The 26,597-nt window shown below is 72.4% G+C and carries 24 protein-coding genes and 1 riboswitch; of the genes, 9 read left to right on the forward strand and 15 right to left on the reverse strand.

The window, feature by feature from the left end:
- Positions 1-5 precede the first annotated feature (5 nt).
- Positions 6-653: a TetR/AcrR family transcriptional regulator gene (locus tag ACFY3L_RS13995; RefSeq protein WP_389322532.1), complete on the forward strand. Its 648-nt coding sequence runs from the start codon at positions 6-8 to the stop codon at positions 651-653.
- Complete coding sequence (locus tag ACFY3L_RS14000) at positions 635-1,246, forward strand: DNA-3-methyladenine glycosylase (protein ID WP_389322657.1); 612 nt, start codon at positions 635-637, stop codon at positions 1,244-1,246. The genes ACFY3L_RS13995 and ACFY3L_RS14000 overlap by 19 nt, the downstream gene beginning before the upstream one ends.
- Before the next feature lie 10 nt (positions 1,247-1,256).
- Here the strand turns inward: ACFY3L_RS14000 and ACFY3L_RS14005 are convergent, their stop codons facing one another.
- The 7 genes from ACFY3L_RS14005 to ACFY3L_RS14035 form a co-directional block, all read right to left on the reverse strand.
- Entirely contained in the window at positions 1,257-2,942 is a 1,686-nt protein-coding gene (locus ACFY3L_RS14005; RefSeq protein WP_389322533.1) for a sodium:solute symporter, read from the reverse strand.
- On the reverse strand, positions 2,939-3,148 hold the full coding sequence (locus tag ACFY3L_RS14010; protein ID WP_389322535.1) for a DUF3311 domain-containing protein: 210 nt from the start codon (positions 3,146-3,148) through the stop codon (positions 2,939-2,941). Before ACFY3L_RS14010 ends, ACFY3L_RS14005 begins: the two co-directional genes overlap by 4 nt.
- A 20-nt stretch (positions 3,149-3,168) precedes the next feature.
- On the reverse strand, positions 3,169-3,957 hold the full coding sequence (locus ACFY3L_RS14015) for a LysR family transcriptional regulator (protein ID WP_389322537.1): 789 nt from the start codon (positions 3,955-3,957) through the stop codon (positions 3,169-3,171).
- Between the two features lie 10 nt (positions 3,958-3,967).
- Positions 3,968-5,047 (reverse strand): LysR family transcriptional regulator, encoded by a 1,080-nt coding sequence (locus ACFY3L_RS14020; RefSeq protein ID WP_389322539.1) that lies wholly within the window; start codon positions 5,045-5,047, stop codon positions 3,968-3,970.
- Positions 5,048-5,168: 121 nt separating this feature from the next.
- Positions 5,169-5,684, reverse strand: a complete 516-nt coding sequence (locus tag ACFY3L_RS14025) for a cupin domain-containing protein (protein WP_389322541.1) — start codon at positions 5,682-5,684, stop codon at positions 5,169-5,171.
- A gap of 112 nt (positions 5,685-5,796) precedes the next feature.
- On the reverse strand, positions 5,797-6,939 hold the full coding sequence (locus tag ACFY3L_RS14030; RefSeq protein ID WP_389322543.1) for an Ig-like domain-containing protein: 1,143 nt from the start codon (positions 6,937-6,939) through the stop codon (positions 5,797-5,799).
- 106 nt (positions 6,940-7,045) lie between these two features.
- Positions 7,046-7,927, reverse strand: a complete 882-nt coding sequence (locus ACFY3L_RS14035; protein ID WP_389322545.1) for a hypothetical protein — start codon at positions 7,925-7,927, stop codon at positions 7,046-7,048.
- Between the two features lie 289 nt (positions 7,928-8,216).
- A riboswitch (cyclic di-AMP (ydaO/yuaA leader) is annotated at positions 8,217-8,358 on the forward strand.
- 175 nt (positions 8,359-8,533) lie between these two features.
- Between ACFY3L_RS14035 and ACFY3L_RS14040 the strand changes: the two genes are divergently transcribed.
- Entirely contained in the window at positions 8,534-9,379 is an 846-nt protein-coding gene (locus ACFY3L_RS14040) for a C39 family peptidase (RefSeq protein WP_389322547.1), read from the forward strand.
- Between the two features lie 22 nt (positions 9,380-9,401).
- Here ACFY3L_RS14040 and ACFY3L_RS14045 read toward each other — a convergent pair whose 3' ends face one another.
- Entirely contained in the window at positions 9,402-11,426 is a 2,025-nt protein-coding gene (locus ACFY3L_RS14045) for a transglycosylase domain-containing protein (protein ID WP_389322549.1), read from the reverse strand.
- Positions 11,427-11,954: 528 nt separating this feature from the next.
- Here ACFY3L_RS14045 and asnB point away from each other — a divergent pair.
- Complete coding sequence (asnB, locus tag ACFY3L_RS14050; RefSeq protein WP_389322659.1) at positions 11,955-13,862, forward strand: asparagine synthase (glutamine-hydrolyzing); 1,908 nt, start codon at positions 11,955-11,957, stop codon at positions 13,860-13,862.
- Between the two features lie 849 nt (positions 13,863-14,711).
- On the opposite strand, the gene recQ is transcribed toward asnB, so the two are convergent.
- The 3 genes from recQ to ACFY3L_RS14065 form a co-directional block, all read right to left on the reverse strand.
- Positions 14,712-16,550, reverse strand: coding sequence for a DNA helicase RecQ (gene recQ / locus ACFY3L_RS14055; RefSeq protein ID WP_389322661.1), 1,839 nt, complete (start codon positions 16,548-16,550; stop codon positions 14,712-14,714).
- 75 nt (positions 16,551-16,625) lie between these two features.
- A complete protein-coding gene (locus ACFY3L_RS14060) occupies positions 16,626-16,976 on the reverse strand; it encodes a YciI family protein (RefSeq protein WP_389322551.1) in 351 nt (116 codons plus the stop codon).
- A gap of 71 nt (positions 16,977-17,047) precedes the next feature.
- Positions 17,048-18,082 carry a hypothetical protein gene (locus ACFY3L_RS14065; protein ID WP_389322553.1) on the reverse strand — a complete coding sequence of 345 codons (1,035 nt, stop codon included), beginning with the start codon at positions 18,080-18,082 and terminating at the stop codon, positions 17,048-17,050.
- Positions 18,083-18,181: 99 nt separating this feature from the next.
- Here ACFY3L_RS14065 and ACFY3L_RS14070 point away from each other — a divergent pair, with 99 nt between their 5' ends.
- Together ACFY3L_RS14070 and ACFY3L_RS14075 are read left to right on the forward strand one after the other, a co-directional pair.
- Entirely contained in the window at positions 18,182-18,568 is a 387-nt protein-coding gene (locus tag ACFY3L_RS14070) for a hypothetical protein (RefSeq protein WP_389322555.1), read from the forward strand.
- A 39-nt stretch (positions 18,569-18,607) separates the two neighbouring features.
- The gene (locus ACFY3L_RS14075; RefSeq protein ID WP_389322557.1) at positions 18,608-19,222 is read left to right on the forward strand and encodes a hypothetical protein; all 615 of its coding nucleotides are present in this window, start codon (positions 18,608-18,610) and stop codon (positions 19,220-19,222) included.
- Between the two features lie 57 nt (positions 19,223-19,279).
- Here the strand turns inward: ACFY3L_RS14075 and ACFY3L_RS14080 are convergent, their stop codons facing one another.
- The gene (locus ACFY3L_RS14080; protein WP_389322559.1) at positions 19,280-19,909 is read right to left on the reverse strand and encodes an NAD(P)-dependent oxidoreductase; all 630 of its coding nucleotides are present in this window, start codon (positions 19,907-19,909) and stop codon (positions 19,280-19,282) included.
- 69 nt (positions 19,910-19,978) lie between these two features.
- On the opposite strand from ACFY3L_RS14080, the gene ACFY3L_RS14085 reads away from it, so the two are divergent.
- Together ACFY3L_RS14085 and ACFY3L_RS14090 are read left to right on the forward strand one after the other, a co-directional pair.
- Positions 19,979-20,350: a winged helix-turn-helix transcriptional regulator gene (locus ACFY3L_RS14085; protein ID WP_389322561.1), complete on the forward strand. Its 372-nt coding sequence runs from the start codon at positions 19,979-19,981 to the stop codon at positions 20,348-20,350.
- Positions 20,350-21,129, forward strand: coding sequence for an SGNH/GDSL hydrolase family protein (locus ACFY3L_RS14090; protein ID WP_389322563.1), 780 nt, complete (start codon positions 20,350-20,352; stop codon positions 21,127-21,129). The genes ACFY3L_RS14085 and ACFY3L_RS14090 overlap by 1 nt, the downstream gene beginning before the upstream one ends.
- Positions 21,130-21,743: 614 nt before the next feature.
- Here the strand turns inward: ACFY3L_RS14090 and ACFY3L_RS14095 are convergent.
- The 3 genes from ACFY3L_RS14095 to ACFY3L_RS14105 all read right to left on the reverse strand — a co-directional run bounded on the left by ACFY3L_RS14095 (position 21,744) and on the right by ACFY3L_RS14105 (position 24,577).
- Complete coding sequence (locus tag ACFY3L_RS14095; RefSeq protein WP_389322565.1) at positions 21,744-22,661, reverse strand: NADP-dependent oxidoreductase; 918 nt, start codon at positions 22,659-22,661, stop codon at positions 21,744-21,746.
- 95 nt (positions 22,662-22,756) lie between these two features.
- On the reverse strand, positions 22,757-24,253 hold the full coding sequence (locus ACFY3L_RS14100; protein WP_389322567.1) for a class I SAM-dependent methyltransferase: 1,497 nt from the start codon (positions 24,251-24,253) through the stop codon (positions 22,757-22,759).
- Between the two features lie 3 nt (positions 24,254-24,256).
- Complete coding sequence (locus ACFY3L_RS14105) at positions 24,257-24,577, reverse strand: antibiotic biosynthesis monooxygenase family protein (protein WP_389322569.1); 321 nt, start codon at positions 24,575-24,577, stop codon at positions 24,257-24,259.
- A gap of 127 nt (positions 24,578-24,704) precedes the next feature.
- Here ACFY3L_RS14105 and tyrS point away from each other — a divergent pair, with 127 nt between their 5' ends.
- Entirely contained in the window at positions 24,705-25,973 is a 1,269-nt protein-coding gene (gene tyrS / locus ACFY3L_RS14110) for a tyrosine--tRNA ligase (RefSeq protein ID WP_389322571.1), read from the forward strand.
- Positions 25,974-26,597: the final 624 nt, after the last annotated feature.

Genomic DNA, 26,597 nt, shown 5'->3' on the forward strand with positions numbered 1-26,597 from the left:
GACCGATGACGACATCGGGAGGCCGCACTCGCAACCGCAGGGGCGAGGGCGGCCTCCTGCGTGACGAGATCGTCGCCGCCGCCGAGCGCATCCTGGAGCGCGAGGGCGACGAGGCCGCGATCACGCTGCGGTCCGTGGCCCGGGAGGCCGGGATCGCGGCGCCGTCCATCTACGCGCACTTCGCCGACCGGGACGCCGTCATCGAGGCCGTGCTCGACATCGCGTTCGACCGGCTGCGGCAGATCGTCATCGACACCACCACGGCGCTCGCCGACGACGACTGCGTCGCGTCCCTGCTGGCCGGGTGCCACGCCTATGTCGACTTCGCGATGCGGGAGCCGGCGCGCTACCGGGTGCTGTTCGGCCGGCTCCGGGAGGGGCGGCCCGACCTGAAGATGCCGCTGAAGCTCGAGGACGTGCCGCCGAAGTGGCGGGCCCGCCTGCAGTCGTTCGAGGTGCTCGTCCACGCGCTCGCCGCCTGCGTCGCCGCCGGCCGGTCCACCAGCACCGACCCGTTCGCCGACGCGGCCATGGTGTGGACGGCGCTGCACGGCGCGGTCATGATGCGGCAGTTCGTGCCCGGCTTCCCGTGGCCGCCGTTCGAGGAGTCCGTCGACGCGGTCGTCCTGCGCATCTGCCGGATCTCGGAGTGAACCTCGCCGACGACCTCACGGGCCCGGTCGACACCGCCGCGCGGGCCCTGCTGGGCTGCACGCTCACCGTCGGCGGGGTGACCGTCCGCCTGACGGAGGTGGAGGCGTACTCGGGCACCGGCGAGGACCCGGCCTCCCACGCCCACCGCGGCCGCACCCCGCGCAACGAGATCATGTTCGGCCCCGCCGGCTACGCGTACGTCTACTTCACGTACGGCATGCACTACTGCGTCAACGTCGTCACCGGCACCGACGGCACCGCGTCGGCGGTCCTGCTCCGGGCCGGCGAGGTCGTCGACGGCCTGCCGGTCGCGAGGTCGCGCCGGCCGGCCGCCCGCACCGACGCCGAGCTGGCCCGCGGCCCCGCCAGGCTGTGCTCCGCGCTCGGCATCGACAGGTCCTTCTACGGCACCCACCTCGTCGGCGACCCGCCCCTGCTGCGGCCCCCGGCCGCCGCGGTGCCCGCCCTCGCCGTCTCGACCGGCCCCCGCGTCGGCGTCACCGGCGCGCACGACGTCCCGTGGCGCTTCTGGATCACCGGTGACCCGACGGTCAGCGCGTACCGGCGCCACACGCCGAAACGGGCCATCTGAGGCAGCGGGGTCAGAAGCGGGTGCGGCGGCGCGGGGCGGTGAAGTCCTGCCGGCGCGGCAGCGGCGGGGCGGCGGGGCGGGTGTGTGCGCCGCCCGGGGTGCGGGGCAGGCCGTCGAGGAGGTCGTCGAGGCGCTTCACCATGGGGTCGTCGACGTCGGCGGTGTAGTCCTCCGGGCGCGTCCGGTCGGCCCCCGCCGGGACCTTCGCGAGCCGGAGCAGCACCGTGCCGGCCACCGAGACGACCAGGTTGGCGAGGAGGGCGAGGAGCCCCACGTACACCATGACGCCATCACCGAAGGACCAGCTGGAGCCGCCGAAGTGGGCCTTCACCACGACGCCGCCGGGGCCGAGCTGGGGGATCCGGTAGAGCAGCGCCACGGCCGTGACCAGGCCCGTGAGCAGGCCGGCGATGAGCGCCGCGCGGTGGAACCACGCCGTCGTCAGGCCGAACATCACCGCGGGGATCGTCTGCAGGATGACGGCGCCGCCGATGAGCTGGAGCTCCGCGGAGTACGCCGGGTCGAGCAGCAGGATGACCGCGACCGCGCCGAACTTCACGACCAGCGACGCCCAGCGGCTGACGCGGGCCTCCTCGGCGGGGCCGGCGTCGGGGCGGAGGTACTGGCGGTAGATCGAGCGGGTGAACGCGTTCGCCGCCGCGATCGACATGACCGCGGCCGGGATCAGCGCGGCGACGCCGAGCGTGGCGTAGGCGATGCCCGCCGACCAGCCGGGCAGCAGCTTGTGGAACAGCTGCGGGGTGATCGTGTTGAGGTCGCGGCCGACGGGGACGACGCCGTTGGCGACCGCGAACAGGCCGAGCAGCCCCATCAGGCCCAGCGCCAGGCAGTAGACCGGCAGGGCGGCGGTGTTGCGCTGCACGGTCGACCGGTCGCGGGCGGCGATGATCGCGATGACCGCGTGCGGGTACGCGAAGATCGACAGCGCCGAGCCGACGACCATGGTCAGGTAGCCGATCTGCCCCGGGCCGGACAGCAGCAGGCCGTCGGCCGGTGACGGCGTCCGCTCGAAGTGCTCCGCGGCGCGCCGGAACGTGGTGCCCCAGCCGCCGGACATCGCCACGATCAGGACGCCGGACACGACGACCCACACGAGCAGGATGTCCTTGGCGATCGACAGCAGGGCCGGCGCCCGCAGCCCGGAGCGGAACGTGCTCACCGACACCAGGCCGACGGCGACGAGCAGCGGCCATTCGCCGTCGACGCCGAGCGTCTTGAACACCGCCTGCAGCGACAGCAGCTGCACCGAGACGTACGGCATGGTCGCCACGATGCCCGTGACCGCCACCAGCGCCCCGAGCCCCGGCGACCCGAACCGCGCCCCGGCCATCTCGCCCGGCGTCACGAACCCGTGCCGGTGCGACACCGACCAGGCGCGGGCGGAGAGGACGAACGCGATCGGGGTCGTGGCGATCGCGAACGGCACCGCGAAGAAGCCGAGCGCGCCGACCCCGTAGGTCAGCGCGGGCACGGCGACGAACGTGTAGGCGGTGTACATGCTGCCGCCGAGCAGGAACCAGGTGACCCAGCTGCCGAACGCCCGGCCGCCGACGCCCCACTCCTCGAGGCTGTGGATGCTCTGCGGCTGCCGCCACCGCGCCGCCGCGAAGCCGAGCCCCATCATCACGGTCATGAGCAGCACGAAGACGGCGATCTCGACGTCCCGGTCGCTCATCGGTCTGTCTTTCGCCGGACCCCGACGTAGACGATCGAGATCACCACGGTCGCGAGGACCGCGCAGGCCAGCTGGTACCAGTAGAAGAACGGCACCCCGAGCAGCCGCGGGTCGAGGCGGTTGTAGAACGGCACGGTTAGGGGCGCGACGGTCGGGATCACCAGCAGCCAGTACAGGGGGCGGTGGCGCTGATCGGGCTCGGGCATCGCTTGATAACAGTGCGCGATCATCGAGAATGCAAAGACGAAAAGTCATCGACCCCATAGGTGCGCAGGATCGTCGCGAGCCGCCGCGCCGCCGGTGACAGGTGCGGTTGCCGGGAGCCGCCGGAGGGGCGGGGCAGCTGGCTGACCACCCCGACCTCGACCGTCGCCGGCGGGTCGAACCTGCGCAGCACCGCCCCGGCCGCCGCCGCCCGCCGCGCGTAGCCCCCGGCGACGACCGCTGACGCGCCGGCCCGCAGCAGGGGCACGACCGCCTCGCTGTGCCGGGTCCTGACGTCCGCGCCGTGGATGTGGTACCGCTCCTGCCTGCCGAGCGGTTCGACACGGACGGCGGGGTGCTCGACCGGCAGGTACGTGACGCCGAGCTCGCAGCGCCCGTCGACGATGTGACGGACCAGGTCGTCCTCGTCGCGCGGGCCGTGCACGCGCACCGGCACCCCCGGATGCCTGCTCCGGAACGCGGCGATGGCCGGCGCCACGTCCACGGCCAGGGGGTCGAGGACGGCGACGTCGAGCCAGCCGGCGGCGAGGCCGACGACGCACCCGACCGCGGCCCGCGCGTCGGCGAGGTCGGCGAGCACCTTCCTGGCCGGGTCGAGCAGCGCCTTCCCGGCCTCCGTCAGCGCGAGCGGCCGCTGCTGCCGGTCGAACAGCTCCACCGACATGTCCCGTTCGAGCGCCCGGATCGACTGGGACAGCGACGGCTGTGCCACGTGCAGCGCGGCGGCCGCCGCGGTGACGCTGCCGTGCTCGGCGACGGCGACGAAGTACGCGAGCCTGCGCAGATCCATGCCTCCGCCGTCACCTCTCCCGCGGCGCGTGGCCGGCGTCCCGCGGTGTGTGGCCGGCGTCCTGTTCCGTGTGGCCGGCTTCGTGCGGTTCGTGGCCGGCTTCCTGTGGCGCGTGGTCGGCTTCGCGTGGCGCGTGGTCGGCTTCGCGTGGCGCGTGGTCGGCTTCGCGTCGCGCGTGGTCGGCTTCGCGAAGCGCGTGGTCGAGGAATGCCCGGGCCGTCGCGGACAGTTCCCCGGGGCGGTGCACGATCCCGTACGGCAGCCGCAACGCCGGCGCGACCCGCCTGACCACGGCCCCACCGGCCACCGCCGCGTGCGCGGCCACGTCAGGCATGAACGCCGCCCCGGCCCCGGCGATGACCAGGTCGGTGATCAGGTCCCGCTGGCCGCTCTCGACCACGACCCTGGTCCTGACCCCGGCCGCCCGCAACGCCGACTCGACCAGCAGCCGCGACGCGCTGCCCCGCGGCACCCCGAGCAGCTCCAGCCCCGCGAGATCGGCCAGCCGCACCACCTCCGCGCCGGGCATGCGGTCCCCGGCGGCCGGTGAAGGGATGCGGGTGGCGGGGCGGGCCGTGTGTGGCGGCGGGAACACGAGGACCAGGTCGTGCGCGCCGAGTCCCACCTCGCACAGCCCCAGCCGGGCCGCCGGCAGGTGGACCAGGCCGAGCTCGCTCACCCCGTCGCGGACCCTGGCCAGCAGCGCCTCGTCGGTGTCGCGGTCCAGGCTGACCGACACGTCCGGGTGTGCCCGCAGGAAGCCGCCGACCAGCGCGGCGCCCGGGTGCGCCCCGAGCGGCGCCGACGCCACGATCTCCAGGCTGTCGTGCTCGCGCCGCCCGCCGACGGCCTCGCCGGCCACGGCGACGTCCCGGATCAGCGCCCGGGCGGGTCCGAGGAACGCCCGCCCGGCCGCGGACAGCGTCACCCCGTGCGACGCCCGGTGGAACAGGGCCGTGCCGAGGTCGCGCTCAAGGGCCTTCACCGACTGCGACATGGTCGGCTGGGCGACGTTGAGCGCGGTCGCCGCCCTGCCGAACCCACCGTGCTCCACCACGGCGAGGAAGTACCTGATCTGCCGGGTGTCCACGGTGTCACACGTCTTTCAGCACGCCTTGTGCAGAAATCATGTCGACAGTGTTACGCGCGTGTGCCGGGCGTGTCCAGGACCTGCTCGCCGGTACTTCGCCGGCTTGTACTTCCCTGCTCCGTTACCAGCACGCCTCGCGCTGCGGCACCCGGTCCGCGTCCGGCCGGCGGATCATCGTGGTGAGCGGTGGCAGCCGGTACTCGGCGTCGGTCACGTGCTCGCCCCACTCCGTTCCGTCCGTGCCGATGCCGTCCGTGCCGATGCCGTCCGTGCCGAGGTCCTCTGTGCCGGTGTCGTCCGGTCCGGTCTTGTGGACCGACACCACCGCCATGAACGTGTGCGGCGAGGCGCCGTGCCAGTGCCACTCACCGGCCGCGACGACGACGGTGTCCCCGGCGCGCACCTCGTGGATCGGGCCGCCCCGGCGCCGCACCCGCCCCACGCCGTGCAGGACGATCAGGATGCGTTCGTGCGGGCTGCGGTGCCAGGCCGTCCGCGTGCCGGGGCCGAACTGCGCATGGAACGTGCGCAGGCCGGACGGCTCCAGGCCGGTGACGCCCCGGTCGACCCACACGTCGCCGGAACAGGATTGTCGCGGGGCCTGCCGGCCTCGGCTCGGGGCACGGACGACTTCCATGGACTTTCCTCTCTGGTTGAACTCCTGGATCGAACTCTTGATCGGACTCTTGATCGGATTCTGGATCGAACTCTTTGTCGAATTCGCTGGATCTGAGGACCCGGCCGGCGCGTCAGGCCTTGTAGTCGGCCCAGGACAGGTCCCATGCGGTCCAGCCGTCGCCCGGGTCCAGCGGCACCCCGGTGTTGCGCGTGATGACCGGGTCGCCGACGAGCGTCTGCTCGTACAGCCACTTCGCGTTCGCGGTCGAGACGTTGGTGCAGCCGTGGGAGACGTTGCGTTGACCCTGGTCGCCCACCGACCACGGCGCGGCGTGGATGTACTGGCCGCCCCACGTCAGCCGCATGGCGTACTGCACCGCGACGGTGTACTCCGGGGTGCGGAACACCGTCGAGGCCTCCCGCGACATGATGACGGTGGCGCCGCTCGACGTCGGCGTCGACGGCTTGCCGAGGCTCACCGGCATGGTCCGCACGAGCGCGTCATTCTGGTAGACATTCATCTGCTTCGTCGCGTTGTCGATGTCGATGGTCAGCTTCCGGCCGATCGTGACCGTTGCCGCGAAGTCCTCGTCGGCGTGGCCGGCGCCGATCCGCACGCCGTTGAGCGCCTTCCGTGCGGTGATCTTCGTGCCCGGCTGCCAGTAGTGCTCCGGCCGGTACATCACCTGCCGGCCGCCGAACCAGTGCCACGCACCGGCCTGCGGCGGGTCGCTCTTCACGAAGAGACGCTGCTGCACGGCGGCGCGCGACTCCTGCGGAACGTCGGAGCCGAACTCCACGACGATCGGCATGCCGACGCCGTAGGTCCCGCCGTTGGTCAACATCAGGTCGGACGTGACGACCGGGCCGGTGGGCTTCGCCGCCGTGGTGAACGCCGTCTCCCGGGTCACGGGCTTGTTGTCGGTGCCGACGGCGGTGACCTTCGCGGTGTAGGCCGTGCCGTAGCGCAGCGCGGTGGCGGGCACCCAGGAGGAGCCGTCGTCGCGGAACTCGCCGGCGACCCGCTGCCCCGCCGCATCGGTCAGGACGACCTCGGTGATCTTCCCGTCGTTCACCTTGGTGCCGATCTCGGTGCTGACCGCCACCCCGGACTCGCCCGCCGCCGGGCTGACGGCCAGCCCGACCACCGGCGGGGGAGCGGTCCACTTCGCCGCCGTGGGCTTCTTCGACCCACTGTGACACCCCGACAGGCCCAGTTGCGCTCCCACCGCGAGCGCGACCAGCGCCACCGCGGTCCGGCTGGGCCCCCTCATGTGTTCTGCCTGTGCATGGACATGGGGGCATCGTCATGCGCAACCGGGCGAGGCCGGGCCGGTAAACGAGTGATAATGCGTGGGACCTGCGGTGAGCGCGGCGGAATTACCGCATGACGGCGTCCACGATCTGCTGTGCGAGCCCTTCCCATTTCGCATAGGCGTCCGGGTATGCCGACCGCTGCACCATCTGCGCGGCGATCGTGACGGCCTGCTGCTCCCAGCCCTGGATCTGGGCCAGGGCCGCGAAGAACCTGCGCGCGGACTCGTGCGGATCCATCAGCTGGTCGACCGAACCCCAGCTCGGCCGCTGCTGGAAGAGGCCGACCGAGTCGTAGTCGTACCCGACACCCTCGTTGGGGTGCTGCAGCGACTGCGGCACGTTCGGGTTCGCGAGGTTCCGCAGGTGGCTCTCCTGCAGGGCGGTGGCGATCCCCACGACGGCCGCGCGACGCGGCAGGCTCAGCTGCCGTGCCACATCGATGATCGCGACGGCGTTGTTCATCTCCGCCTGGGTCAGCCCGCCGACAGGCGCGTGCACGGTCGGCGACGGCGCCGCCGGTGCTGCCGGTTGTGTAGCGGCCGGTGCCGGGGCGGCCTTCGTCGGTGCCGGAGCGGCCTTCGTCGGTGCCGGGGCGGCCTTCGCCGCCGGCGGCGTGGCGTCGCCCGTACTGTCGGCGGTTTTCCGGGTGCGGCTGCGCGAGGCCGGCCCGTCGGCCGCCGAGCGTCCGGTGTTGCCGGCGTCGGCGGCGAACGCCGCGCTGTCCGCCGGCACGGCGACGGGTCCGGCCGACGACGACAGCGTCGTGGACAGGCCCATCACCGCGACCGCGACGGCGGCCACGCCGTACCGGCGGATCCCGGCCGGCACGGGTGCGCGCAGCCGGAAGGGGACCGCGTGCCGCCCACGGCGGGACCGTCGGAGGTGGCGGGGACCGTGTGGGTGCGCACCGCTGAGCTGCTGGTCATCGTCGGTGCCCGAAAACATCCGGCGAGCCTAGAGGCGGCCCGGATCCGGGGTCGTGCCGGGCGTGCGAACCTGCCGACCGGACACTGGGCGGGCCGCACGGTGCCGGGGCGCGGTCGGCGAGGTGCGCCAGTGCACGACGCATCCGACCGGCGGGCGGCCCGTGACCCCCGCGGCATGCACCCGGTCCGTTCGCCATGCCGTCGTCACGCCCGGTAGCCGAGCAGCGTGCCGGATCCGGTGGCTTCTCGCGGCCCCGATATGGTCCTCGCATTCGCCCGGTCTGCCGTCACCCAACTCGGATGACACCGCGGCGGATCCGCTGAGTCGCGTCCGCGCGAGCCGGGGAACCAAGCACCACCGGGGTGAATCCGCGGGGCCGAGCCTCGAGGTAGGGCGATCCTCCCGCCCGAACCCGTCAGCTAACCCGGTAGGCGGCACCGGAAGGAGCACTCATGCAGCCATTGACCCGGCATCATCCGTGTCGCGGCACCTCGACCCGCAGCCTGGCCCGGTAGTCACCGACCCTCACCACACCGGCCCGCGGCCGGCGTGGAAGCCCCCTCTCCGGATCACGTCCGGCACCGGCAACAGCAGCCGTCATCCAGCATGTCTGTCGAGGTACCCGTGAGCTACCTGTACAAACCCAGGCACCAGACCGCCGTCCCGTCGCGCTTCCGCGTGCTGCCGATCGCGGCCGCCGCGGCGGCCCTCGCGGTGACGGGGGCAATCGGCGTGGCCGTGCACGCCTCGGCCCCCGCACCGTCGGCCGACACACAGTCGCTGACCGCCGCGGATTCGTCCCGGTCCGGCGCCGCTCCGGCCGCGCGTGATCGGCAGCGGACGCAGGCGGCGCCCGACGCCGCGACCAGCCCGTCGAAGGCCGCCACCGGCGCGGCGCCGACCAAGCCGACCACGCAGGCCGCGCCGGCCACGCCCGCCCCCAGCACGCCGGCCGTCCCGGCGGCCAAGGAACTCGCGTACCGGTTCGCCTGGCAGGAGAACTTCTACTTCTGCGGCCCGGCGGCGACCCGGATCGCACTGACCGCGCGAGAGATGTACCCGTCCCAGTCCGAGATCGCCCAGAGCCTGCACACGACCGTCAACGGCACCAACTCCGCCGACGACACCACCCGGTCGCTCAACGAGTACACCAAGACCTCCTTCTACAAGTCGCACTTCATCACCGGTCAGTCGGCCACCCAGGCGGAGATCGACCAGATGCAGGCGGACATCGTCAACGCGATCACCAAGGGCTACGCCGTGGTCGCCAACATCGCCGGCTCCACCGTGGACGACAAGGGAGGCGCGCACTCGTACCCGGGCGGCCACTACCTCACGGTGGTGGGGTACACCAACGGCGGCACGACGGTGAAGATCGCCGACCCCGCGGACGCCCTGGGCGTCGGGTACTACACGCTGACGACGGCCAAGCTCGCGCACTGGACCGCCCTGCGCGGATACTCCGCCTGACGCGGCCGTCAGCGGGGCGCGGTCAACGACCCAGGGCCCGCGCCCCGCTGGGTGGCCGAAATCCCTGGACCGGCTGGCCGCGCAGCACGGTCGCCATGGTCTGCGCGACGGCGGCGTTGACCGAGCCGGAGATGCCGCTGCCCACGTGGTCGTTGGGGTTGTCCACGTTCACCGCGATGCCGGCCGCCGCGATCTGCGGAGTGAAGCCGACGAACGTCTCGGTCGAGTTGTATTCGGAGCTGCCGGTCTTGCCCGCGACCGGGCGGCCGCCCAGGATGCCGGACACGTTCTCCGCCGTGCCGCCGTCGCACTTGTTGTAGGCCGACGACCGGCTGACCGGGCACCGTGCCGCGTCGGTCGCGGCAGCCGCCACGTCGGCGGTGATCGCCTGCCGGCACTTCGGTTCGGCGGCGTCGACCGGTTTGCCGTTGGTGTCGGTGATCGACAGTACCGGCAGCGGCTGGCAGTACAGGCCGCCGGCGGCGATCGCCGCGTAGGCGTTGGCGAGGTCGAGCGGTGTGGTCGAGGCGACGCCGAGGGTGAACGCCCCCCACTGGTCCGCCTTGGCCGCCATCGCCGCGTCCTCGCTGGAGCGGAACGTGATGCCGAGCCGCTGCGCCATCTCGACCACGCGGCGCGCGCCGATCTGCTGTTCGAGCCAGACGAAGTACGTGTTGACCGAACGGCCGAACGCGTTCCACATCGTCCGGTCCCCGTCCATCCAGCTCGGGGAGTCGTTCCCCGGGCACCACTTTCCGCCGCAACTGCCGGGGCCGCTGGCCGGCCACACGGTCGCCAGCCGGCTCGGTGCCTTGTACCTGGTGCTCAACGGCATGCCCGCGTCGAGGGCGGCGAGCATGGTGAACATCTTGAACGTCGAACCCGCCTGATACCCGGCGACGCCACCACCGCCCGCGACGAGCTGGTTGACGGTGTTCGGGTACTGCGGATGCTGGGGCGGGTTCGGATCCAGGCTGTAATGGCGGTTGACGGCCATCGCGAGGACCCGGCCGTTGCCGGGGGTGACGACGGCCATCGGCATCGACCGTGCGCTGCCGTAGCCGTAGACGCTCAGCGACTGGTTGAGCGTGGTCGCCTGGACCCCCGGGTCGAGCGAGGTGACCACCGTGTAGCCGCCGGTGCGCAGCGCCTCGTCGCGGTCGGCGCGGGTGGCGCCGAACTCCGGCTGGCTGCCCCACCACTGGCGGAAGTAGTCGCAGAAGAAGCCCCAGTCGTTGTGCTGCTGCGGGACGGACACGCAGTTGTTGGGCAGTTCGCGCGGATTGAGCTTCAGCTCCTGGGCCTTGGCCGCGGTGGCGTCCGCGGCGCTGATCACCCCCATCTTCGCCATCGCGTCGAGCGTGTAGGCACGGCGCCGCAGGGCCGCGTCACGGTCGCCGCTGATCGGGTTGTCGCCGTCCGGTGACTGCAGCAGCCCGGCGAGCAGCGCCGCCTCGGGCAGCGTCAGGTCCAGGGCCGACTTGCCGAAGTACGTCTGGCTGGCGGCGTAGACGCCGTAGGCGCCGGCACCGAAGTACGCGATGTTCAGGTACCCCTGGAGGATGTCCTGCTTGCTCAGGTGCGCCTCCAGCATCGTCGCGTAGCGCATCTCGCGCACCTTGCGGGCGGGCGTGTCGGCGACCGCGTCGACCCGCTGCCGCGGCGACAGGGTCGGGTCGTTCTTCAGCACGTTGCGGACGTACTGCATCGTCAGCGTCGAGGCGCCCTGCTGGGCACCGCCCCGGCCGTTGGAGACCAGCGCGCGCAGGACGCCTTTGCCGTCGACACCATCGTGCTTGTAGAAGCGGGTGTCCTCGGCCGCGACGACGGCCTGCTGGAGCACCGGTGCGATCTGCTCCAGCGGCACGTCCTTGCGGTTCTCGTCGTAGAACGTGGTGATGAGCGTCTTGCCGTCATTGGCGTAGACGTAGGTGGCCTGCGGCGGCGGTGGCAGCGCCAGGTCCGACGGGAGGTTCTTCCAGGCGTCGCGGCCGGCGTTCACCGTGGAGCCGCCGACGAGTGCGAGCGGGAGCACGCCCGCGGCCACGACCAGACCCGAGATGATGCCGCACAGCAGGAGTCGGCAGAGCCCCCTGAGCCAGCGTGCCGGTCGCCCCGGTGCCCCGGCTGCCGCATGGCGGGTGCTGGCGCTGTGCGCGGACCGGCTTCGGACGCGGACGAGGCGCATTGACTTCTCCCCATGAGACAACGGCTGGTTCGCTTGCCGCCGATCCGCGATGGACCGATGTGACGGGCGCGCCGCTACCCGGGGGGTGCCGAGCCAAACGGCAGCGGCGCCCGGCCGCCCGGATCGTCACCTCCGGGTGGGTTTCACCCGCCCGCTGGCCGCTGATCCTCCTGGTGGGGAGTGATCGGATGACGGCCGGGCAATCGGGCGCCCGGACCCGGCGGGCTCTGTTCGGCTGGATCGCGCGGCGCACTGTGGCCGTTCGATCGGGGGCTCGGCCGGCACCGGCGGGGAGCTCACCGGCGACGGCCGACAGCGCGGTCCGCGGCACGACACCGCTGCCACGCGAGGCGACCGAAGGGAAACGACGCCATGTGCGGCTTCCTGATGTACGTGGGGGACTTCGCCATCTCCCCAGAGACCCTTGGACAGGTGGAACGGCGACTCGAGCTGCTCCACCACCGCGGCCCCGACGACATGGCCCTGGAGAGGTCCGGACCCTGCGTGGCGGCCGGTTTCAAACGGCTCGCCATCATCGACGTGGACGGCAGCCGGCAGCCGTTGCGGTATCCGCCGAGCGGGCCGGACGCGGGCCGGTGGACCCTGGTCTTCAACGGCGAGATCTACAACTTCGAGGCACTGCGCGAGGAGCTGATCCGCGTGCACGGCGCGGAGTTCGCCACGGACGGCGACAGCGAGGTGGTCGCCGCCGCCTACCACTACTGGGGCGAAGCGGCGCTCGACCGGCTCCGGGGCATGTTCGCGTTCGCGCTCTGGGACGAGACCACCGAGACGGTGCACGCGGCGCGGGACCAGTTCGGCATCAAACCGCTGTACTACCTGCCGACTCTCGATGGACTGTGGCTGTCGAGCGAGAAGGCGCCGCTGCTGGGGATCGCCGGCGGGGAGCTCGACCAGACCGCGCTGTCGCTCTACCTGACGATGCAGTACGTGCCCGAGCCGTACACCTTGCACCGGCACATCGCGCGGCTGCCCAGCGGCGGCCTGCTCACCCGCGCACTCGGCTACCCGCCGGTGGTCCGGCGGCCCGGCAGGCCCAGGTTCCGCCCGGACCCGGCGGTCTCGGAGGCGTCCATTGTGGACGAACTGCGCGACGCGCTGCGCGAGAGCGTGCGCTGCCATCTGCGCGCGGACGTCCCGGTCGGCGCGTTCCTGTCCAGCGGGATCGACTCGACCGCCATCGTCGCGCTCGCCGCCGAGGTCCATCCCCGCCTGCGCGCCTTCACCGTCGGCTTCGACACCGCCACCGCGTACTCCGAGATCGACGTGGCCGAGCAGTCGGCCCGGCAACTTGGCGTCGATCTGGTGCCCACCATCGTCAAGCCGGAGCAGGTGATGACGGCGCTGCCCCGCATCATCTGGCACCTGGGCGATCCGGTCGCCGACCCGTCGATCGTCCCGCTGTACTTCCTGGCGCAGACGGCGGCCGAGCACGTCACCGTGGTGCTGTCGGGCGAGGGCGCGGACGAGCTCGCCGGCGGCTACACCATCTACCGGGAGCCGCGTTCCCTCGCACCGGTGAGCCGCCTCGGCAAACCGATCCAGCGCGGCCTGCGGGCCCTGGCCCGGGCGGTCCCGGACGGCGTCAAGGGCAAGAGCTACCTGCTGCGGGCCACGACGCCGATCGAGGCGCGGTACTTCGGCAACGCCCGCGTCCTCGACGACGAGGAGAAGGCACGGATCCTCCGGAGCGGCGAGCCGGGGGTGGGCCACCCGCACATGACCGCGGCGCTCTACGCCGAGGCGGCGGACCTCGACGACGTCACCACCATGCAGCACATCGACGTCAACACGTGGCTGCCCGGCGACATCCTGACCAAGGCCGACCGGATGTCGATGGCGCACTCGCTGGAACTGCGCGTGCCGTTCCTGGACAAGGGCGTGTTCGACGTCATGTCGCGGCTGCCCGACCGGCTGAAGGTGCCGCCCCGCAGCCGGACCACCAAGTACGCGCTGCGCCGGGCCCTCGCGGGCATCGTGCCGGACGCCATCACCGACCGGCCGAAGCTCGGCTTCCCGACACCGGCCCGGCGGTGGCTGCGCACGGAACTCGCGGAATGGGCCCACCACGTGCTGTCCACGTCGGGCGCCGGGCACCTGATCGACCTCGACTACGCGCACGAGATGCTGAAACAGCACGAACGCGGCGACGCCGACAACTCCCGGAAGCTGTGGATCCTGCTGACGTTCTGCCTGTGGCACGGCATCTTCGTCGACGGCTCGGTCGTGCCCGCACTGCCCGAGCGCCGCCCCCGTTCCGTCGGCACCGGGTGACACCCGCCGCCCGCCACCGCAGCGAGACCGCGCCGGACCGCGTGCGCGCCGGACCGTGCGCGCACCCGGGTCGTCTGCGCGCTGGACCGTGCGCGCGGCGGGCCATGCACGCTGGACCACGTGCGCTGGACCGTGTGGGCGCCCAGGCGTGTGCGGTGGACCGTGTGCGCACTGGACCGCGCGCGCCGGCGTCATGGCCGGTGACCGCAGGCCGCTGGGCAACGGTCCTCCCGGCGGCCGCAGGTCCCGTGACCGCGTGCGCTTCGGCGTCGAGGCGGCGCCGGGCGGCGTCGCGGCTGGTGACCGTAGGCCGGTGGGGTAGTGCTCCTCCCGGTGGTCTCCCGGCGGCCGCAGGTGCCGTGACCGTGTGCGCGCCGGCGTCGAGGCGGCGCCGAGCGATGTCGCGGCCGGTGACCGTAGGCGGGTGGGTGACGGTCCTCCGGCAGGTTCCCGGCAGCCGCAGGTCCCGTGACTGCGTGCGCGCCCGGGCCGTGCGCGCCGGCATCGCGACCGGCGGCCGTAGACCGTCGGGAAGCGCTCCTCCCGACAGTTTCCCGGCGGCCGCAGGTCCTGTGACCTGTGCGTGCCGGCCCGTGTGCACGCCGGCGTCGCGGCCGGCGGCCGCAGGCCGTCGGGAAGCGCTCCTCCCGCCAGCTTCCCGGCGGCCCGCGGGTCCCGTGCCAGGCCGGTGGCGTCACACGCGCACCGGGCCACCGGCGGGTCCCGCGGGCACCGGGCCACCGGCGGGTCCCGCGCGATGAGCCGGCCGGCAAACCACTCACCGGCCCACCGGCACCTCCCAGCAGCCGATCGGATGTCGTCCGCGGGAGGTGCGGGCGGCACCGCCGATCACGACGGGTCCGGATCGCGGAGGGTGTCGAGGACCTGCTGGCCGAACTTGGCGAGCTTGTTCTCCCCGACACCGCTGATCGTCGACAGCTGCGCGAGTGTCGTCGGGGCCTCCGTGGCGATCTGCCGCAGCGTCGCGTCGTGGAAGATGACATACGCCGGGACGCTCTGCTCCTTCGCCGTCGCCGCCCGCCACGCACGCAGCCGCTCGAACAGCGGCGCCGCCTGCGCCGGCAGCTCCGTCGCGGCCGCCGCGGCGCGCTGCTTGGCGACCTTCGCCGCCGACACGGGCCGCTCCGGCTCCCGGCGCAGCATCACCTGCCGCCGCCGGCCGAGCACCTCCGCGCTGTCGTCGGTGAGCACCAGCGTGCCGTAGTCACCCTCGACCGCGAGCAGGCCCTGCGCGAGCAGCTGCCGCACCACCGCCCGCCACTCGGGCTCGCGCAGGTCGGCGCCGACCCCGAACACCGTCAGCTCGTCGTGGTGCCACTGCACGACCTTGTCGGTCTTCTTGCCGAGCAGGATGTCGATGCACTGCCCGGCGCCGAACTTCTGGTTGCGCTCCTTCTGCAGCCGGAACACCGTCGACAGCAGCTTCTGCGCCGGCACCGTGCCGTCCCATGACTCGGGCGGGCTCAGGCACGTGTCGCAGTTGCCGCACGGCCCGCTCTGCTGCCCGAAATAGGCCAGCAGCTGCACCCGCCGGCACTCCACCGTCTCGCACAGTGCCAGCATCGCGTCGAGGTGCCGGCCCAGCCCCCGCCGGTGCGCCGCGTCGCCCTCCGAGCTGTCGATCATCTTGCGCTGCTGGACGACGTCTTGCAGGCCATAGGCAAGCCACGCGGTGGACGGCAGGCCGTCACGCCCGGCCCGGCCCGTCTCCTGGTAATAGCCCTCCACCGACTTCGGCAGGTCCAGGTGCGCGACGAACCGCACGTCGGGCTTGTCGATGCCCATCCCGAACGCGATCGTCGCGACCATGACCAGCCCGTCCTCCCGCAGGAACCTGGACTGGTTGTCGGCGCGGGTCCGCGCGTCGAGCCCCGCGTGGTAGGGCAGCGCCGCGATGCCGTTGTCCTTCAGGAAGTCCGCGATCTTCTCCACGCTGGCGCGGGACAGGCAGTAGACGATGCCGGCGTCGTTGGGGTGCTCGGTGCGCAGCAGCTCCAGCAGCTGCCGCCGCGGCTCCTGCTTCGGCACGATCCGATACTGGATGTTGGGCCGGTCGAAGCTCGACACGAAGTGCCGCGCCTCGGTCAGCCCCAGCCGGGTGGCGATCTCCTTGTGGGTGGCCGTCGTCGCGGTCGCCGTCAGCGCGATCCGCGGCACGTCGGGCCACCGCTCGTGCAGCACCGACAGGTTGAGATAGTCGGGCCGGAAGTCGTGGCCCCACTGCGACACGCAGTGCGCCTCGTCGATCGCGAACAGGCCGATCCTCCCGCGCTCCAGCAGCCGCATCGTCTGCGGGGAGGCGAGCGCCTCGGGCGCCAGATACAGCAGGTCGAGGTCGCCGCCGACGAACGCCGCCTCGACCGCCCGCCGGCTGTCGAAGTCGAGCGTCGAGTTGACGAACCCGGCCCGCACACCCAGCGCCGTCAGCGCGTCGACCTGGTCCTGCATCAGCGCGATCAGCGGCGAGATCACGACCGCGGTGCCCTCGCGGACCAGCGCCGGGATCTGATAGCACAGCGACTTGCCGCCGCCGGTCGGCATCAGCACGAGCGCGTCGCCGCCGCCGATGACGTGCTCGATGATCTCCTGCTGGCTGCCCCGGAACGTGTCATAGCCGAACACCCGGCGCAGGACCTCGATCGCCGGCCCGGCCGTCTCTACCCCCACGGTGCTGTCCACGCGGCGATTCTACGAGCGGCGACCGACAAGAATCGCCACCGTGACGGTCGGTGGACGACGCGACTACTGACTGAACACGATCGGGCGGACCTCGATCGCGTTCCACTTCGCGTCGGGGATCATGGCGGCGAGCTCCACCGCCCGCTCCTTCGACTCGCACTCCACCAGGTAGAAGCCGGCGAGGAACTCCTTGGCCTCCACGTACGGGCCGTCGGTCACCGTCTCGGCGCCGGCCCGGATCCGGACCACGGCGCTCTCCTTCGGGTCGGCCAGGGCGTGCGTGCTCACCATCTCACCCGATTCGGTGATCGTGGTGATGAACCGGTCGTGCCCGGCCATCACCTCGTCGACGTCCGCCTGGGTCAGCGTCGCCCAGACGTCCGGGTTCATGTGGATCAGCAGCAGGTACTTCACGGGAACGCTCCTTGTCGTCAGGTGCTTTGCACCGACTGGTCGGAGCCGTCGCGCGGTGCTCTACACGCCTCTCAGGAATTCTTCATCGCGGCCGGCAGGGGCAGCGACTGGGTCAGCTTCGTCAGTGTCGCCGCCGCCTTCGCGAACTGGGTGCCGTTCGGGTGCACGGACAGCACCGCCACGATGTACCGGTCGTTGTCGCCGACGGTGCCGGTCGTGTGCAGCACCTCGCCGCTCATGTCCGGTGCGTTCGGCGCGGCGACCGGCACCAGTGCACCGGATGAACCCGGGAAGGCCGCCGGCGCCACGCACGGCGTGGCCGGGTTGTCACCGAAACCGGACCAGCCCTGCTTCGCCGACCACGGCTTGCGGAACGCGCTCGGGATGCCGAACGACTGGTCGTACTCGTCCGTGCCGCACTTCGTCGACGCGTGCAGGTTGCCCATGATGTAGTCGCGCACCGGCGCCGGCGCCTTGCCGAGGACGAACTGGTAGACGCGCACCAGGTCGTCCGCGCTCACGGCGGTGTATCCCCAGTAGCCCGGCTGGCTCGCCGGCGGCGGCGCCGTGTCCCGCAGCCCGAGCCGCTGCACCATCCGGGTCACGATCTCCCGCTGCCCGTTGGCCTTCCACAACCCCGTCGCCGCGCTGTCGTCGCTGCTGCGCAGCATCACGTCGAGCTTCGGCTTGTCGGCCGCCGGGACCGTGTAGGACGGGCCCTTGTCCCAGAAGTAGTCCAGGGCGATCAGCAGCTTCACCAGCGACGCCGAACGGAAGCGCCAGCTGCCCTTCTGCCGGATGACGAACGTGCCCGCCTGCCGGTCGTAGATCACGATGCCGGCGGTCACCCCGGCGGGCACCGCGACGGTCGCGCCCGCGGACGGTGACGGGCTCGCGGACGCGCCGCCCGCGGCGTTGACGCCCGCCGACTGGCCGCCGCTCGCGCTCGTCACGGCAGCGGCGGGGTTCGGCGCAGACTGGGCGGCGCCGTCGTCGTCGGAGCCCGATCCGCACCCCGACATCGTCACCAGGGCCAGGCAGGCCACCACGACGCTGAGGGCGCGGGCCGGCCGTACCGACGCACCCGTGATCCAGGTGAAGTGCATGGCCCATCCTCACGCCCTCACCCCCTCAGCACAAACCCGCGCGACCATGGCGGAGTGTGGGAGGCGCTGCGATGGTGCAGCCGCCGCCGGCAGCGGGCCGTGCACGCCCGCGGCGTACCCGAGTGGTTCGGGCACCTGCCCATCGAAGCGGTGGTGGGTTTCTGGTACGTGAGCGTCGGCGCGGCGTTCCGGTTCGGCGCCGGGGTGCCGGTCCGGCTCGCCGGCGGGCCGCTCGGGCTGCTGCTGGAGCCGCGGTGTTCGATGGGGGCACCGGTGTTGATCGACTGGCGTGATTTCGCGTCGGTACGACGCTGCCCCCGGACCCGCATGACCGCCTGGGGACGGATGGGGCTGCTGCCGTTCGACGTCGTGCGGATCGAATTGACCGACGGACTGGTGCTGCCGTTCGCGACGCACGACGCATCCGGGCTCGCCGACCTGATCACGGGGCAGGGGGGTGATCGGCCGGGCACCCTGCGTGGCTGAGTTGCGCCCGTTTCTGCCGCTTCCGTACGGTGTTCTTCCATGGCAGAGCTGATCGAGGTCGGTGTCTGGTTCGAGGCCCGGCCGATCACCGTTGAGCAGGGCGTAGACCGCTTCGAGGCGCTGCGGCGCGGCGACACCGGATGGGCCGCGACGGGCCCGGGGATCGAGCGGTTCCACCGCGAGGTGCTCGACGGCGTCGATGCCGCGTGGTGGGCCGAACCGGTCGTCGCGGCAGACACGCACGTGCTGCTCAGCCTGCGTCCGGAGACGCCGGAGAGCGTGCTCGACCTCGTGCACCGGGTGGCCGACGAGTGCGAGCTGCTCTGCTTCCAGCGGCCCGGCCGCCACCAGCCCGCGGCGCTGTGGCAGCCGCGCCGGCTGCTGAAGGTGCCGGTGCCCCGGCTCTCGACCGAGGACGGCTCGCTCGCGCACCACCCGACCGGTGACGACATCCGCGACTTCCTCGGCCGGCTCGACGCGGACAACCGCTCCGCCGTGCTGTGGAGGGGCGACGGGTCGTCGATCCGCGTCACGTACGTGCCGGGCCAGCGCAGCTGGAAGCTGGAGACCGTCGTGGGCGAGGAGCGGGACGAGACGGTGCAGGACGACCTCGCCGGCGTCGCCGAACAGTTCGAGGCATTCTCCCAGTCGTGAGTCGTCGCGGGTCGTCCCACGCCGTCCGGCGGCGTTCGCGGGCTGGTGGCGCCGGGGTCAGGGAGCGGTCCGGGTCCGGACGGTGAGCTGGGTGCGGTGGTGGGCCGGGGACGTCACCTCGTCGAGGATCGCCGCGGCCAGGTCCGCGTAGGTCGTCGTGCCTTCCGCGAGGCGGCGGTCGGCGGTGACCTCGTATGCGCCGGTGCCGGGCTCGTCGACGAGTTGCATCGTCGGCGTGAACACCACCCAGTCCAGGGGGCCGTCGCGCAGCGCTGACAGCTCGGCCACCCGGCCGAGCGAGAACGGGCGGTAGGCGTCGGGGAAGTCCGCCGCCTCGTACAGCTTCACCCCGTCCGGACCGTCGAGGGTTGTCGCCAGGCCCACGACCAGCAGCCGCTTCGTGCCGGCCCGGGTGAGGCCGTCGAGGAGGGAGCGGGTGCCGGCGCCGTACAGCTGCGCGGGGTCGATGTCTGGCGTGTAGACGGCGCTGACCGCGACGTCGTGCCCCGCGGCGACGGCCGCCACCGCGTCCGCGTCCGTGACGTCGCCGGCGACGGCGCCCGCGACGTCCGGGTGCCGTGACAGGTCCCGCACGACCGGCGTCACCCGCAGCCCTCGATCCCGCGCCGCCGCCGTGATCCGCCGACCGGCCCGCCCACCCGCTCCGAACACCACCAATGAGGTCATGCCGGCGACCCTAGAACGGGAGATATCAGTAACTGCAACGTAACCAGGGCGTGCGATACGTTCGGCTGCGTGAGCGAGCCACTGCCGCGCGACCTGTTCGACCCCGCGTGCCCGTCGAACGCCACGCCGTTCCAGATCGGCGACAAGTGGGCCGGAATGGTCCTCGTCTGCCTCGAGGACGGGCCGCGCCGCTTCTCCGAGCTGCGCGTGCCCATGCACCGCGTCTCCGCCAAGGTCCTCGCCGAGACGCTCCGCGCCCTCGAACGCGACGGCATGATCACCCGTACCGCGTACGACGAGGTGCCGCCGCGCGTCGAGTACGCGCTGACACCGCTCGGGCGGACGCTGTTCCCCGCCATGGCCGCCTGCCGGGAGTGGGCCGCCGAGCACCTCCCGGCGGTGCTCGTCGCCCGCGAGCAGTACGCCAGCAGGAGCGCGTGATGTTCCACCGGTACGTGGCGATCGGTGACAGCACCACCGAAGGCATGGACGACCCGGACGGCGCCGGCGGCTACCGCGGCTGGGCTGACCGCTTCGCCGCGCACGTCGCCCGGGCGCAGCCCGGCCACCGGCTCGACTACGCGAACCTCGCCATCCGCGGCCGCACCACCGCCCGCATCCGCGCCGAGCAGCTCCAGCCGGCCCTCGACCTCGCGCCCGACCTCGCCACCGTCGTCGCCGGCATGAACGACATCCTGCGCGGCTCGTTCGACGTCGCCGCCGTCGCCGGTGACCTCTTCGCCATGCAGGAGGCCCTGGTCGGCCGCGGCGCCACGGTCATCACGTTCACGCTGCCGGACCCCGCCCCGGTCATGCCGATCGCGAAGCCGCTGCGCGGCCGGGTCCTCGCCCTCAACACCGCGATCCGCGACGCGTGCGCCGCCAGCGGGGCGATCCTGCTGGACCTCGGCGCGCACCCGGTCGCGTCCGACCCGCGACTGTGGAGCGACGACCGCCTGCACGCCAACAGCGCCGGCCACGAACGCATCGCCGCCGCCCTCGCCTACGCCGCCGGCCTGCCCGGCACCGACGAGTCATGGACCTCGCCGCTGCCGTCCCCTCCGCCCCGCCGCCGGCACGAGGTGTTCCGGGCGGAGCTCGCCTGGGGCCGCCGCCACCTGCTGCCCTGGGTCGGCCGCCACCTGCGCGGCAAGTCCTCCGGCGACGACCGCTTCCCGAAACGCCCCGACCTGTCCCCGGTCGAGCTCCCGGACGCCTGACCCCGCACATCCGCGGCTCACTCTCGGCCAGACCGCCCGCGCGGTGGGCCGCCGGCGCGGTGCGCCCCGGCGGGACCGCTGGCGCGGTGGGTGCTGGCGCGGCCGGGGTGCTGGGTGAGCAGCGGCCCGGCCGGCGGAGCGCACCCACGGCCGTCCGCTGGTCACCCTCGGTCGGGGTGGCCGGCGCCGGCCACCCCCGGCGGAACCGCTGGCGCGGCGGACCGCCTGCGCGGTTGGGGTGCTGGGTGAGCAGCGGCCGGTCGGTGGAGCGCACCCACGGCCCGCTCGCTGGTCACCCTCGGTCGGGGTGCATGTGCGGCTCACTCTCGAGCGGACCGCCTGCGCGGTTGGGGTGCTGGGTGAGCAGCGGCTGGCTGGTGGAGTGCACCCACGGCCCGTCCGCTGGTCACGCTCGGTCGGGGTGCCGGCGCGGCTCACCCCGGCAGGACCGCCGACGCGATGCGCCCCGGCCAGACCGCCCAGCCAGACCTCACCGCCAGACCGCCCGGCCAGACCGCCCGGCCAGACCGCGGGCGCGGTGCGGTGCCGGGTGAGCGGCGGCCGACCCGTCCGGGCATTCGCCGCGCCGGGTGGTTGCCGGGCTGGTGGCCGCGTCAGGGGACCAGGATCACCTTGCCGCGGACATGGCCGGACTGGCTCAGGTCATGGGCGGCGGCGGCCTCCGACAGCGGGAACACCCGCTCGACCGGCATCGTGAAGCGGCCCTGGCGGAACAGTTCGGCGGCCTCCTCCAGAGTGCGCCAGGCGCGGCCCTCCGAGCCGTCGGTGACCCGGGCGCCGAGCGTCGGCGCGTCGAAGTCCACGAGGCTGACCACGTCGGACGGGGCGGGCGTCAGCGTGATCAGCCCCGCGACCGCGCCTCTCCCGGCGGCGTCGAGGGCGAGGTCGACGCCCTGCGGCGCGGCGGCGCGGATGCGGTCGGGCATGCCTTCGCCGTACGTGACGGGGGTGGCGCCGAGCGAGCGCAGAAACGCGTGGTTGCGCTCGCTGGCGGTGCCGATGACCGTCGCCCCGCGGGCGACCGCCAGCTGGGTCGCGGCGATGCCGACGCCGCCGGCGGCGCCGTTGACCACGAGCGTCTGACCCTTCTCGAGACCCAGCAGCGCGAGCGCGCGGCCGGCCGCCTCGACGACGCCGGGCAGCCCGGCGGCCTCCTCGAACGGCATCGCCGCCGGCTTGGCCACCCACAGCTTCAGCACGGCGTGCTCGGCGGCGCCCCCACCGGCAGCGAGACCGAAGACCTCGTCGCCGATCCGGACGTCAGGCTCGGAGCCCTCTGCGACCGGGCCGACGGCGTCGACGACACCCGACACGTCGCCGTGCGGGATCACCGGCAGCCGGGTCGGCGTCGTGTCACCGAACAGGCCGCTGCGGACCTTCCAGTCGAACGGGTTGATGCCCACCGCCCGCACCGCGATCCTGACCTGCCCCGGCCCGGGCTGCGGCGGGTCGACGTCGACGACGTGCAGGACGCTCGACGGCCCGTATTCGGAATACCGCAACGCTTTCACGGGTGCCCCTCCGATGGTGGTGTACGTGCTGCGCGGCCGCCGGGCCCGATACCCCGCAACCGCTGGTTCAAATGGCCGGACGCCCGCCCGGCGGGTCAGGTGTTGAGCGGGCGGCGGGCCACCAGCAGGACGTGCGTGTCGGGCCACGGCAGCGGTGCGCCGTCCAGGTCCGAGAGCGCCGCGACCGGCGCGAGCCGGTGCTCGACGATCCAGTCGTTGCGCCACGAACGGGACGCGGCGTCGACCTCGAAGCCCACGTCGGTCAGCAGCGCCTTCCAGTCGGCGAACTCCAGCCCGCAGAACTGCTCGTGCGCCTCCGACAGCCAGTTGTCGGGATAGTCCTTGTGGGTGAGGAACTCCATCGCGTCGCCGAGGGCGATGTCGACGGTGCCGTCCGGCCGGGCGTCGAACGGTAACGGGAAGTGGAAGTCGGCGGCGAACCGGTCCAGCCGCGCACGCGTCGGCAGCCCTTCGACGTGGGCGGCGATCTCGTCGCGGGTCAGGCCGTCCAGGTCGATGAGCGGACCGCCGGCGGCGCCCTGCAGCGCGAGCCGCACCCGCAGGTCACGGTTGTCGGGGCCTGACACGTCGGAGTTGATCCAGACGCCGCCGGGGACCGTGTGGTCGTAGATGGCCTGGGCGAAGCGGCGCAGCGAGTCCATGCGCTGCCCATAGGACCAGATCTCGTGCGTCAGCGCGAACGTCAGCGTCGTGTCGACGGACCTGGGCGGGAACACCGCACCGCCCAGCACGTTGCGGCAGTAGAAGTAGACGTTGGGGTTGGTGAACCAGCCCTGCGCCTTGCGGTGCACGCACTCCTCGAACAGGTGACGGGCGACCTCGACGCCGATGAGGTCGCTCTCGCGCAGCGCCGGCTCCCGGTCGGCGAGGGCGAGGACCGCGCCGGCGCCGCAGCCCACGTCGACGATCCTGCCGGGCCGCACGTGCCGGCGGACCAGGTCCCACTTGCGCTCGGCGCTCGCCTCGAACGCCTCGGCATAGGTGCGGTAGTCACGGGTCGTGGTGAGGCCGCCCTCCTCACCGACGACCGGATCGTTGACGACCTGGGCGACCTGCTCGCCGAGCCGATACCGGTCGAAGACGTCGAGCGTCGCGGGGTGCGCCAGCTCCCGCCACGCGAGGTCGCCGGCGGCGAGCCGGAGGAGCACGTCCCACGGCCGGTCGGGCACCGGGTCCTGCTCGGCCTCGACGCCGGCGATCGCGAACCCGAGCGCGGCATACATCGCCGCGACCTCGGGGGTCGAGCACGCCACCACGGTGTCGTGCGGCGTCAGGGTGCGGCCGAGCACGGACTCGACACTCTTGAGGGTGACCTCGGCGAACCGGTCGGTGTGCGCGGTGTCGAACACCGGCACCACGAGGGACCGCAGCCCCTCCTGCACGCTGAACCGCTCGATCGCCGCCTGCCGCCGGTCATAGCCGACGGGGTTGCGTTTGGTGTTCTGATGGTTGGCGCTCGTCACCGCCCACACGACCGTGCGGCCGCCGTCACCGGCGAGCTCGCGCAGGTAGCCGGCCTGGAACCTGGTGAGCAGGTGATGCCGGCCGGGGAACAGGACGAAGCGCTCCACGGGTCAGCCCTCGGCGGCCGGTGCCGGGCCGGTGCTCTGCACGACCTCGAACTCCAGCAGGCTGGCCCCGGACGCCACCGGCTTGGCCCGCTCACCCGAGTGTGCCGCCATCCCGGAGCCCTTCACCCACGCCTGGAAGTCCTCCTCGGTCTCCCACCGCGTGTAGACGAAATAGCGGGTCTCACCGGCCACCGGGCGCAGCAGCTCGAAGCCCAGGAACCCCTTCGACCCCTCCACGGCGCCCTGCCTGGCAGCGAACCGGCGCTCCAGCTCAGGGCCCGCGCCTTCAGGAACCTCGATCGCGTTGATCTTCACTACCGCCATGCCAACCACACTAGCGACCCCCACCGACACTTCTTCCCACGCGCGGAGGTAGGCGCAGGCAGTACCGACGCCGCAAACGCCGACAATGCGTTGGGACGCGCCCGGAGGCGGGTGCGAGAATCGCCGCGTGACCGATGTGCTTGATGATCTGCAGTGGCGGGGCCTGATCGCGCTCTCGACGGACCTCGACGAGTTGCGCGCCGAGATGGCGAAGGGGCCACTGACCTACTACTGCGGCTTCGACCCCACCGCGCCGAGCCTGCACATCGGCAACTTCCTGCAGATCCTGACGGTGCGCCGGCTGCAGCTGGCCGGGCACCGGCCGCTGGCGCTGGTCGGCGGCGCGACGGGGCTGATCGGTGACCCGCGTCCGACCGCGGAGCGCCAGCTCAACTCCGCCGACACCGTCGCGGAATGGGTGGAGCGGATCCGCGGGCAGATCGAGCCGTTCCTGGACTTCACCGGCGACAACGCGGCGCGGATGGTCAACAACCTGGACTGGACCGCACCGATGTCGGCGATCGACTTCCTGCGCGACGTCGGCAAGTACTTCCGGGTCAACAAGATGCTGACCAAGGACGCCGTCAGCGCGCGGCTCAACTCCGACGCGGGGATCAGCTACACGGAGTTCAGCTACCAGATCCTGCAAGGCATGGACTTTTTGGAGTTGTTCCGCCGGTACGGGTGCCGCCTGCAGACGGGTGGCAGCGACCAGTGGGGCAACCTGACCGCCGGGACCGATCTGATCCGCCGCGTGACCGGCGAGTCGGCGCACCTGATGGCCACACCGCTGCTGGTCAACAGCGCGGGGGAGAAGCTCGGCAAGTCCACCGGCGGCGGGAGCCTCTGGATGGACCCGGCGATGACCTCGCCGTACTCGCTCTACCAGTACTTCGTGAACCTCGAGGACGACCTGGTCGGCGGCCTGCTGCGCAAGCTGACGTTCCTGTCCAGGGAGGAGATCGAGGCCCTGGAGAAGGAGACGGCCGATCGGCCCGCGGCCCGGCTGGGGCAGCGCAAGCTCGCGGAGGAGATCACCCGCATCGTGCACGGAGCGCACGAGACCGAGCAGGTGATCGCCGCGTCGCAGGCGCTCTTCGGCCGCGGGGAGCTCGCGACCCTCTCCGCGTCGACACTGCGCGCCGCGTTGGCGGAGGCAGGGTTGGTACGGGCGGCGCCCGGGACGTCCGTGGCCGACCTCTTCATCGCGGCGGGCCTCGTGAACAGCCGCAACGAGGCGCGGAGGACGGTCGCGGAGGGCGGCGCGTACGTGAACAACGAGCGGGTGAGCGACGCGGAGGAGGCCGTCGCCGCGGACCGTGCGCTCGCCGGCGGGCTGCTGGTGCTGCGCAAGGGGAAGCGGACGTTCGCCGGCGTCGAGCTGGACGCGATTTGACTCTGTCGCAGCGTTCCACGTAGCTTTTGCGAGCGCCACGGGGCACCTGTCCGGTGGCGCTCTGCGCGACCGGGCCCCGTTCACCACCGAGCGAGTGATCGATTTGGTGGAGATCGGAAGCCGGGGTAACGTAGATGGCCGGCAGGGAAACGGGCGGCGCGCGAGACGCGTCGGACGGCCTACCGACAAGCTTGATCGGCCAGCGACCGGGTGACCGGCTGAAGGTCGTGCCCGTAAGGCGGACGACACCCAGTCGACATTGTCGATTTGGATGCGGGACGCGGAGCGGGTAAGGTTTCACCCCGGCAGGGACACGGACGAGGTACGCGGGTCGATCACACGAGCCGCAGCGGACGTCCTGCCGAAACCATACGACACTCGACCGGGCCACCGGAAGAGTCGTTGTGTGTCCGTGAATCGGGACAAAGTACGGCAAGCCGGACTTGACACCGCAAAACGGAGATGCTAGGATAGAACGGTAGTGAGAATGCCCCGGGAGATCGGGACCGTCACAACGGTCTAGGTCTGCGGTGTGTGTTGGTTGTTTGAGAACTCAACAGGGTGCTTGTTAAGCCAGTGCCAATTGATTGACCCCGTGACACGGCTGTTGTCGTGTCCGAGGAT

This window comes from Dactylosporangium sp. NPDC000521 (assembly GCF_042898305.1).
Taxonomy (GTDB): Bacteria; Actinomycetota; Actinomycetes; order Mycobacteriales; family Micromonosporaceae; genus Dactylosporangium.

Excerpts from the sequence above, each read along its gene's own strand:
- ACFY3L_RS13995 (WP_389322532.1), top strand. The coding sequence starts at position 6 with ATGACGACATCGGGAGGCCGCACTCGCAACCGCAGGGGCGAGGGCGGC.
- ACFY3L_RS14005 (WP_389322533.1), bottom strand. The coding sequence starts at position 2,942 with ATGAGCGACCGGGACGTCGAGATCGCCGTCTTCGTGCTGCTCATGACC.
- ACFY3L_RS14010 (WP_389322535.1), bottom strand. The coding sequence starts at position 3,148 with ATGCCCGAGCCCGATCAGCGCCACCGCCCCCTGTACTGGCTGCTGGTG.
- ACFY3L_RS14015 (WP_389322537.1), bottom strand. The coding sequence starts at position 3,957 with ATGGATCTGCGCAGGCTCGCGTACTTCGTCGCCGTCGCCGAGCACGGC.
- ACFY3L_RS14025 (WP_389322541.1), bottom strand. The coding sequence starts at position 5,684 with ATGGAAGTCGTCCGTGCCCCGAGCCGAGGCCGGCAGGCCCCGCGACAA.
- ACFY3L_RS14030 (WP_389322543.1), bottom strand. The coding sequence starts at position 6,939 with ATGAGGGGGCCCAGCCGGACCGCGGTGGCGCTGGTCGCGCTCGCGGTG.
- ACFY3L_RS14035 (WP_389322545.1), bottom strand. The coding sequence starts at position 7,927 with ATGTTTTCGGGCACCGACGATGACCAGCAGCTCAGCGGTGCGCACCCA.
- asnB (WP_389322659.1), top strand. The coding sequence starts at position 11,955 with ATGTACGTGGGGGACTTCGCCATCTCCCCAGAGACCCTTGGACAGGTG.
- ACFY3L_RS14065 (WP_389322553.1), bottom strand. The coding sequence starts at position 18,082 with ATGCACTTCACCTGGATCACGGGTGCGTCGGTACGGCCGGCCCGCGCC.
- ACFY3L_RS14075 (WP_389322557.1), top strand. The coding sequence starts at position 18,608 with ATGGCAGAGCTGATCGAGGTCGGTGTCTGGTTCGAGGCCCGGCCGATC.
- ACFY3L_RS14080 (WP_389322559.1), bottom strand. The coding sequence starts at position 19,909 with ATGACCTCATTGGTGGTGTTCGGAGCGGGTGGGCGGGCCGGTCGGCGG.
- ACFY3L_RS14090 (WP_389322563.1), top strand. The coding sequence starts at position 20,350 with ATGTTCCACCGGTACGTGGCGATCGGTGACAGCACCACCGAAGGCATG.
- ACFY3L_RS14105 (WP_389322569.1), bottom strand. The coding sequence starts at position 24,577 with ATGGCGGTAGTGAAGATCAACGCGATCGAGGTTCCTGAAGGCGCGGGC.